Genomic DNA, 8,948 nt, shown 5'->3' on the forward strand with positions numbered 1-8,948 from the left:
GCAGATCGCTAGCCCCCAAAAGGGGCTTTTTCTCGGAGTGCTTCAGCTCATGTCGTTACCTCGTGAGCCGCTCCGAGTGCTTCCGGCTGGAGCGACAGTTTGCCGGCCGGGTTTCGCACCCGGAGGAGATGTGCGCCTTGGCAAGGCGCACACAACAACCACACCGAAAGAGCCGAACGCGGCGTCGTGGTCGGGCGCAAGAATCACTACGGGTCACGGTCGAAGCGTGGGACCGAGGTGGCTGCGCTTTTTTATTCGTACGTGGAGAGCGCGGAGCTCTGCGGGATCGACCCGAAGGCGTACCTACGTAGGGCGGTCATGGCGGCGTTGCGCGGAGAGAGGATCGCGCTGCCGCATGAGGTCGCGGCTCGGGGATAGCGCGAAGCGAACGGCATGCCGCATTGTCCGGGCCGAAGGCGGCTCGACGAGGGTACGGGCCTGCTCGGAGTATTGATCGCTTGCGACGAACCGGGCGGTCCCGCCGGGAACGCGCCGGCCGGCCCTGCCACGTCCGCGGTCGTCGAGAAAGACGAGGCTAGGCGAGGAGATACTGTCAACCTGTAGGTCAACCAATACTGTCGAGCTACAGGTCGATGCAGCCGCACGGCGATGGGGCCGGCGCGAGCGCGGCTTATGCCAGCGCACGCAGAGACGGTCTGCGAGGGTCTCGAGTGCGGTCCCCGTCCGGAGTTGAGTGGTCCGATTGGGGGGCCCCTGGGCAGCTCCCTGATGGGGGAGTGCGGCATCTTCGTGATGGGTACACGGTCGGGTTTGACCGAGTCGGAAGGCACGATATGGACAGGTGGGCTGCCCAACGCAGCCTTCAGCTGGCTCGTGTGGTTCCTGCGGGTTCGCTTGGGTATGAACGGTTTGTCCTCGACCGTGCGTGGCACGGCGGTCAGGTTTGTCCCGTTCCGAAGGGGGCAGAACACAACACACCTTGGCGGGTGTTCGCCTCGAGCGGGTCGCGGTCCCTCAGTGCAACGCGACCTCGAACTTCTTCATCGAGCGAATCAGGGGATGCGGCTCGAATTCAGGCTCGCCGAGCGGCTTCATCTCGGGGAATCGCCTGAACAGGGTCCCGAGCGCTGTCACGAGCTGCATTCGCGCCAACGCGGCGCCCAGGCAGGTCTGCTGCCCCGAGCCGAAGGATATGGTCTGTCGAAGGTCGCGACGAATATCGAACCGATCAGGCTCTGGGAACACGTCTTCGTCGCGGAGCGCAGCGGCGATGAGGGGAAGCACCATTTGACCCTTTCGCAGCGACACGCCCGCAAACTCCATTGCCTCCGTGCAGTACTTCGGGAAGCCCGACTTCGCGAACATCTCGAAACGCATGGTCTCCTCGGCGGCGTTGCGCATGAGGGACGCGTCACGATGGATCTCGGCGAGAGCCGCCGGGTGCCGGAGAAGGGTGTGCACCCCCCACGCAATCGCGTTCTTCGTGCTGTCTCCACCCGCCACGAAGAAGGTGAAGACGAGCGAAAGTAGTTCCTCCTCGGATAGCTTGGCGCCGTCGTCGCGCGCAGTGATGAGCGTGCTCAGGAGGTCATCCTCGCGGGGGTTCTCGCGACGCTCCGCGATGACCCGACGCAACATGGCCACCCAGCGCGGCGTCGGCGAGATCGAGGCGATGAGCTCATCGGGAGGCAACGCAATGTTGGCGCTTTTCGCCGCGGCCAGGCCGAACGCGCAGAGATCCTCGCGCATTTCCGCCGGTATCGCGAGCAGGTCACAGATGACCCGAGCCGGCAGGGGGGCGGCGAATTTGCTGATGTCCAGACGACCACCGTCGACAGTCACGTCGAGGAGCTCGTCGACGGCTCGCTGAATTCGGCTTTGCATCCGCTCGACGCTCCGCACCGTCAAGGAGCTACTGACGAGCCTGCGCACCGGACCGTGGCGGTGATCGGGCAGGAGGCTCAAACCATTGTCGAGTAACTTCTGAAAATCGGCGAGCTCGGGAGGCCATTGCTCCGGCTGGGCGAACTCCCACGCACGGTAATTGTTGCTGAAACGCCGATCGTTGAGGATTGCCTTGACATCCCGATATCGGCTGAAGACCACCGCGTGGCGAGGTTGCCACACATACGCGGGCGCACACTCGCGCAACCACCGGTACGTGGGATGGGGATCAGCGAGGAAGCTCGGCCCATCCATGTCGAGCGCGAACTCGTCCACCGCCTTCTCTTGCACCGTGTCCGTCATCTAGTCCTCGGATCCTCGGAGGTGATGGTCACACACACTGTGTGAACAAACCGCATGATATCACCATCTTCCAGGATACACAAGCAACGCCCGTCGTGGACGGGATGTATCGATCGAGTCAAAGCCGCGGGTAACCGCATGACGACGGGTCCACGTGGCCACGCGGCTCATGTCAGCACGACATCGAACGGTCAGGAGATCCTTAAGACCGTGGCGGCTCGAATGAAGGCGCATTCTGAAACGATTTCGCACACGAATCGCCGGGCGACACTTCGACGGAGACCTTCCACGGTCGCCATGCAGGCGTCCCCCCAGCAAGATCGCAGCGGCACATGCCTTGCTTGGACCGACCACTCGGGCGGCAAACGCCGCTAGAGGAGTGGTTTCGTCACCAGCATATCGTGGAAATTACGAGGCGCCACATGACACCGAACAGAGCCGCGTTCAGATCGGAGCAGTGCTGTCGGAGGTATCTCGAGCGGTACGAGGAGCGCGCGCGGCGATGGCCCGTGCCCTATACGACGGAGATGATCGATACCCCGTTCGGGCAGACGTTCGTGCGGGTCAGCGGGCCTTCCAGTGGCTCTCCGATGGTCGTCGTCCACGGGGCGTCCGCCAACTCGCTCATCTGGTCGCATTGCGTCGCCCGGCTCTCCGAGCGGTATCGTGTATTCGCTCCGGACAACATCTTCGACTTCGGTCGCAGCGTGTGCACGCAATTTCCGGACACCATCGACGAGCTCTGCGCCTGGCTCGACGGCGTGCTCGAAGGGCTGCACCTCGCGAAGGGCGTTCACCTCGCGGGGCACTCGTATGGCGGGTGGCTCTCGAGCCGCTACGCGGCGCGGTGCCCGGATCGCTTGCAAACGCTGACGCTCATCGCGCCCGTGCACACTCTGGCGCCCTTCTCAATCCAATGGATCAGCCACGCGGCGCTCGTCAGAATTCCGCTCAAGGCCCTGCATACCCACCTCTACTTCTGGTTGCTCGAGGACTTCGCGAAGAGCAGCAGGGAGGCGCATGACGAGGTGAACGACTGGAGCGAGGACGTATGGCTCGCATCGCACACCTTCACGCCGCGGCATTACGTCCCTCCCACGCTCGTCGACGACGAGGAGCTCCGGAAGATCCGCGTCCCCACGCTGCTCGTGATGGGTGAGCACGAGAAGACGTGTGATCCGAGGAAAGTCCTTCGGCGCTGGCGCGAGGTGATGCCGTTGGCCGAAACCGAAATGATCCCCGCGGCAGGGCATGACATCATTCTCGGTCAGGCGGACGCGCTCGACGCGAGGTGGCTACGGTTCCTCGACGCGCACGACATCCGCCATTAAGAAGGGCGCACCGCGCGTTCCGCGGCACTCCTCCAGGATGTGCAGCCGCGGCGGCGCGCATTCACGAGGATGGCCATCTTGCCATTGGGATGCCGGTTGTCGCGCATGAGCTGGTGGCAGTGGCCCGTCTCGTGGAGGTCGAACACGCTCGACAAGCAGGGCGAGAGCAGCCCCTCCGCCACGAGGTTCGTGACGGCGAGGGCCTGCTCGTCGTTTGCGAAATGGGAGCCTTGGAGCCGCTTCTGGCGCATCCAGAGGTATCGCAGATCGAGCGAACCGAGGTACCCGGTCGTCCCGGCGCATATGACGACCATGCCACCCGTATCGCAGACGAACATCGACGTCGGCAGCGTGTCCTCGCCCGGATGCTCGATCACGATCGCAGGGTTTCGCCGTTTTCCGATCGCCTCCCAGAACGCCGCTCCGAACTCCCGGGCTCCCTTGAGGAACGACGCATAGGCCGCCTTGTCCTCGACCGAACCCAGAGCGCCGAAATGCGTGAATCGATTGCGATCGATGACGCCTACGGCGCCGAGCGAACGGCAATACGCGGCCTTGTCAGCGCCGCTCACCACGGCGACGGGCAACGCGCCCGCCACCTTCGCAATCTGAATCGCCATGCAGCCGAGCCCGCCGGCCGCGCCCCAGACGAGGACCGGATCCCCGGGTTTCACGTCGTTGGGCGGCCATCCATGGAGCATCCTGTAGGCGGTCGCGGCGGAGAGCATGTAGGCCGCCGAGTCCTCCCACGAGACGTGCGGCGGCTTCGGGATGCATTGGTGCGCCTGCACGCGCGTGAACTGCGCGAAGCTTCCCCAGTTCGTCTCGAACCCCCAGATGAGCTGCGAGGGGGCCATCATCGGGTCTTTGCCGGCCACGACGTGGGGATCGTCCTCGTCCCAGGTGGCACAGTGGAGCACGACCTCGTCACCGACCGATACGGTCGTGACCTCTTTCCCGACAGCCCAGACGATGCCGCTCGCGTCGGAGCCTGCGACGTGGAAATCCTCCCGCTCGCCGCGCCGACGACGCGCATCGATCACGTTCACCGGAGCGCCGAGCGCGCTCCAGACGCCATTGTAGTTCACCCCCGCAGCCATGACGTAGACGAGCACGTCGCGCGGACCGATCTCGGGGACGGGTACGATCTCCATTCGGTATGCGCTCGCGGGCTCGCCGAACCTGTTTTCCCGGATGACCTGGGCGTACATGGTTCGAGGTACCTCGCCGAGGTCCGGGATTTCACCTAGCTCATAGATCTCACGTTTCATGGGTCCCCTCACCGTAGGCCTTCGCGCCGTGAACGCCGATCACGAGCTGCTGGATCTGGGTACTCCCCTCGATGATCGAAAGCGCCCGCGCCTCGCGAAAGAGCATCTCCGCCACGCCTCCGTGCAACAGCCCATACGCGCCATGGACCTGGAGCGCGTCGGCCGTCACACGCGTCGCGACCCGCGCCGCGAACTGCTTCGCGATGGACGACTCGATCATCGCATCGGGGTCCCGTTTGTCGCGGAGCAAGCCCGCGTGCATGCAAAGCGCGCGCGCAGCGTGGACGTCCGTGACCGCGTCCGCGATCATTGCTTTCACGAGCTGGAACTCGTGGAGGCGCTGACCGAATTGCTCGCGCCGTCCGGCATACGTCGACATCGCCTCGAGCGCCCCCTGAGCCACGCCGACGGCCGCCCACGCGACGCTGTAGCGGCCGATGTCGAGGGCGGTCGAGCAGACGTACCGGAAACCCGCGCCGAGGCTCCCGACGATGTTCTCCTTGGGAATGTCGACGCCGTCGAAATGGATCTCCGCCAGGTGCGAGCCCCGGCCCGCGAGGATGTCTCGAATCGGCTTCACGTGGACATTAGGCCGATCCCGCTCGACGAGGAACGCCGTCGCCTCGTCACCGCGGCGCGCGAGCACGAGGAAGACGTCCGCCATGGCGCCGAAGGTCGTCCATCGCTTGCGACCCTCGATGCGGAAGCCTCCCTCCGATGCGTCGTAGCGCGTGCGAACGTTCGCCGCGTCGCTCCCGGTCTCGGGTTCGCTCAAGGCAAACGCGCCGACGACCTCGCCCGACGCCAGCGCGGGCAACCATGCCGCCTTCTGCGCGCGGCTCCCCCATCGAGCGAGCGTGCCCGCGACGATCGAGGCGTGTACCGTCAACAAATATCGCGTATTGCAGCAGACTTTGCCGATCTCTTCGGTCACGAGGCCCCAGGTCACCGCGTCGAGCGGGCTCCCGCCGAGATCCGCTGGGACGAGCGCGCCAAGCAGGCCTTCGCGCCCGAGCGCCAGCACGATCTCGCGTGGCACGCCCGCCTCGTCGAATTCGGCCACGCGCGGGCGCAGCCGGGAGCTCGCGAATGCCCGCGCGCGCCCGACCACGGCCTCCTGCTCCGCCGTCAATCGGAGCTTCATCGGGCGAGCGTCGTGCCGAGCTTGCGCTCGATGAACGCCACGATCCTGTTCACCGTGCTGAACGTCGACACGTCGAGATCGTCGTTGTCGACGGTCACCCCGCATTCGGTCTCGACGAAGTTGACGAGCTTGAGGGCCGTCATCGAGCTCACGAAGCCGAGCTTGAAGATGTCGTCGTCGTCGCCGAGCACGGCGTTACGATGGTTCGACACCATGTTCTCCCGGATGAAGGTACGAATGGACTCGACGGTTACCATGGTCATGTATCCTTTTCGTTCGAAGGGGCTCGAAGATCGATTCAACCAGACGCGGGTTGCGGGGTGACCACGTCGATGTACGCCGGAAAACCCTGGACCTGCTCGAGGTTCGCTTCGAGCACGCGTGCCCCCGCGTCACCGTCGCCCACGTCCCGGAAACCATTGAACTTGAACGCGACGTACATCGCCCGATTGCGGTCGGTGGGGACGAAATCCGCGAAGAGACGGACGCCTGCGCGCTTCGCCTCTTGCATCAGATAGCCGAGCAGGACCGTACCCACCCCGCGCGACATCACTCGGCAAGACATGAGAAGCAGCCGGACGAACCAAGCAGATTCAGTGCGTTCCACGAGGGAGAGGCCGATCTTGCCATACGAGCCATAGACGTCGGTCAACTCGCAGATGTAGAGCCTGTGCGAATTCGACCGACGCAAGGCGTCGAGCTCGTCGTAGCTGTAGGTCCGACCCGTCGCATTGAGCTGATGCGTACGTACGGTGAGCTCCGCCGCCCGCGCGAGATCGTCGCCTCCCGCCTCCGCGATCTTGAAGCGCATTCCGAGCCCGCTCAGGAAAGCCTCCTTCGGGCCGTCGAACGTCTCCTCCGCGCGCTTGCGTTGCTCGTCCTCGCGGTACATCTGGCGCCTGCGCGCCGAATCGGCCGTGATGAACCGAGGGATCAAGCGGCGATCGTCCAGCAGCGTGGCGTACGAATCGGCAGGCGCGACGTTGACGTCCGGGTTCGCCTTCGCGACCTCGTCACGCTCGAAAGGATCGTCGTCCACGAACAGGATCGTGTTCATCCCGATGTTCAGAGCCTTCTGGATGCGTGCAATCGACTCGGATTTGGCGCCCCAGTGGATCTCCGGGTAGAGGAAATAATCCCACAGCCCGAGCTCCCGGAGCTTCGCGGCGGCGTCGTCGAAGTTGTTCTTGCTGGCAATGGATTGAAGAATGCCGCGTTCGTCCAGCGCGCGGATGATCCGCGCGATCTCCGGCTTGGGCGTCAGCGGCCCCGACTCGACCAAGACGCCGTCCCAGAGCGTGTTGTCCAGATCCCAGACGACGCATTTGATGCCCTCTTCGTCGTGCTTGCTCATCACGGCACCTTTCCGTAGTCGAAGAAGCCCTTGCCGCTCTTCCGGCCGAGCAGCCCCGCGTCCACCATGCGGACGAGCAGCGGGCAGGGCCGGAACTTCGGATCCTTGAAGCTATCGTAGAGCACGATGAGCGACTTCAAGATGGTGTCGAGCCCGATGAGATCGCCCGTCGCCAAGGGGCCCATCTTGTGGCTGAAACCCTCGGTGAAGATCCGGTCCACCTGCGCAGGCTCTGCAATGCGATCGTGCACGACGAACGCCGCCTCGTTGATCGTCAACATCAGGATGCGGTTGGTGACGAACCCTGGGCTGTCCTGCACCACGACAGCCTCCTTGCCGAGCGAATCGAGGAGCGCCTTCGCGCGATCGATGGTCTCCACAGAGGTATGATGCCCCACAATAACCTCGACGAGCCGCTTCAGCGGGACAGGATTCAGGAAGTGCATCCCGATCGCGCGATCCGGCCGCGGCAGGAAGGAGCCGATCGTCGTGATCGATACGCAGGACGTGTTGACCCCGAAGACAGTATCTTCGCCGCAGTACCGCCCGAGCTCCGCGAAGACCTCGCGCTTCACCGCGAGGTCTTCCACGACGTTCTCGACCACGAAATGAACGTCGTCGAGGCCTTCGTAGCTCGTCGTGAAGCGAATGCGAGACATGATGGCATCGAGCTTCGCGCCGCCGAAACGCGCGCGGTCCATGAGCAAGACGAGCCGGAGGAGCTCCCCCATGCGCTTCTTCGAGCGTACGAGCGCGTCCTCGTGAATGTCCTTCAGGATGACGGAATGCCCGTGCGCGCTGAGATCGAATGCGAGATCGGCGCCCATGGTGCCAGCGCCGACGACGAGGACTTGCTTCCCTGTGCTCATTTCTCTTCCTTTGCTCGCCTGCATACGGCGCCCATCATGTCGTAGCTGTAGCCGCGGCTCGTCTCCACCCGGACCACTTCGAGGCCTTGACCGACGAGGATCTCCTTGAACTCGGCCACCGTCCAGAGCTCACGATACCCGAGGTTCAGCTCTGGATATACCTCGTAGTAGACGCGCGAAAGCGGAGTATCCATAGGCACGAGCAAGAGGAGCATTCCGCCCTCGCGCAGGTGCTTCGTGTGTGCCCGGAGGATATCCGTCTTGTCCGCGAAGTGCTCGATGACGCCGAAGCTGCACACGACGTCATGCCGCTCGGCAGACGCGTACGTGAACAGATCCGACATCACGTAGTCTATCCTATCCTTGGTGTGGTCGTCCATGGCGTCGAACGCGCGCCGCGCCTCGGTATTGTTGTCGACGAGCCTGCCCTCCATGCCGTACTCGCTGACGAGCCACCGGGTGAGGAACCCCGTGCCGGCGCCGAGCTCGAGCACCCTCTGCCCTCGGAAATCGATTCCTCGAAGCAGGCTACGCAGCATGCGCGTGACGACGAAGGTGAACTGCGGGCGGCTCTCGCCAAGCTCTGCGCGTAGATGCAACAGAACGGCGAGCGGATCCAGTCGCCCCAAGTAATCCTCGGCGCGCATGCGGGAAAAGTAACCCGACCAATCGAACTCTCCGCCAGAATCGGCCAACATGTTGCGCGTCAGGTACATTGGGGCACTCCTCGATGGGGATGACGCTCGGCGAGCGCCCTCCGCGATGTCCTTT

Annotated in this window: 8 protein-coding genes; 1 reads left to right on the plus strand and 7 read right to left on the minus strand. The window is 64.1% G+C overall.

The window, feature by feature from the left end:
- Window positions 1-975: 975 nt before the first annotated feature.
- Window positions 976-2,181 carry a cytochrome P450 gene (locus QHF83_RS12965; RefSeq protein WP_282418114.1) on the minus strand — a complete coding sequence of 402 codons (1,206 nt, stop codon included), beginning with the start codon at window positions 2,179-2,181 and terminating at the stop codon, window positions 976-978.
- Window positions 2,182-2,630: 449 nt separating this feature from the next.
- Between QHF83_RS12965 and QHF83_RS12970 the strand changes: the two genes are divergently transcribed.
- Window positions 2,631-3,539, plus strand: a complete 909-nt coding sequence (locus QHF83_RS12970; protein WP_282418115.1) for an alpha/beta hydrolase — start codon at window positions 2,631-2,633, stop codon at window positions 3,537-3,539.
- Here the strand turns inward: QHF83_RS12970 and ccrA are convergent.
- Genes ccrA through QHF83_RS13000 form a run of 6 tightly spaced genes read right to left on the minus strand, consistent with a single transcriptional unit; the run spans window position 3,536 to window position 8,875 of the window.
- The gene (gene ccrA, locus QHF83_RS12975; RefSeq protein ID WP_282418116.1) at window positions 3,536-4,810 is read right to left on the minus strand and encodes a crotonyl-CoA carboxylase/reductase; all 1,275 of its coding nucleotides are present in this window, start codon (window positions 4,808-4,810) and stop codon (window positions 3,536-3,538) included. The genes QHF83_RS12970 and ccrA overlap by 4 nt on opposite strands.
- Window positions 4,800-5,954, minus strand: a complete 1,155-nt coding sequence (locus tag QHF83_RS12980; RefSeq protein ID WP_282418117.1) for an acyl-CoA dehydrogenase family protein — start codon at window positions 5,952-5,954, stop codon at window positions 4,800-4,802. The genes ccrA and QHF83_RS12980 overlap by 11 nt, the downstream gene beginning before the upstream one ends.
- Entirely contained in the window at window positions 5,951-6,217 is a 267-nt protein-coding gene (locus QHF83_RS12985; RefSeq protein WP_282418118.1) for a phosphopantetheine-binding protein, read from the minus strand. Before QHF83_RS12985 ends, QHF83_RS12980 begins: the two co-directional genes overlap by 4 nt.
- Before the next feature lie 35 nt (window positions 6,218-6,252).
- A complete protein-coding gene (locus QHF83_RS12990) occupies window positions 6,253-7,308 on the minus strand; it encodes an HAD-IIIC family phosphatase (RefSeq protein ID WP_282418119.1) in 1,056 nt (351 codons plus the stop codon).
- Entirely contained in the window at window positions 7,308-8,177 is an 870-nt protein-coding gene (locus tag QHF83_RS12995; RefSeq protein WP_282418120.1) for a 3-hydroxyacyl-CoA dehydrogenase family protein, read from the minus strand. Before QHF83_RS12995 ends, QHF83_RS12990 begins: the two co-directional genes overlap by 1 nt.
- Window positions 8,174-8,875 (minus strand): methyltransferase domain-containing protein, encoded by a 702-nt coding sequence (locus QHF83_RS13000; RefSeq protein ID WP_282418121.1) that lies wholly within the window; start codon window positions 8,873-8,875, stop codon window positions 8,174-8,176. Before QHF83_RS13000 ends, QHF83_RS12995 begins: the two co-directional genes overlap by 4 nt.
- Between the last annotated feature and the right edge of the window lie 73 nt (window positions 8,876-8,948).

Source organism: Polyangium sp. 15x6 (genome assembly GCF_029960785.1).
Lineage (GTDB): Bacteria > Myxococcota_A > Polyangia > Polyangiales > Polyangiaceae > Polyangium.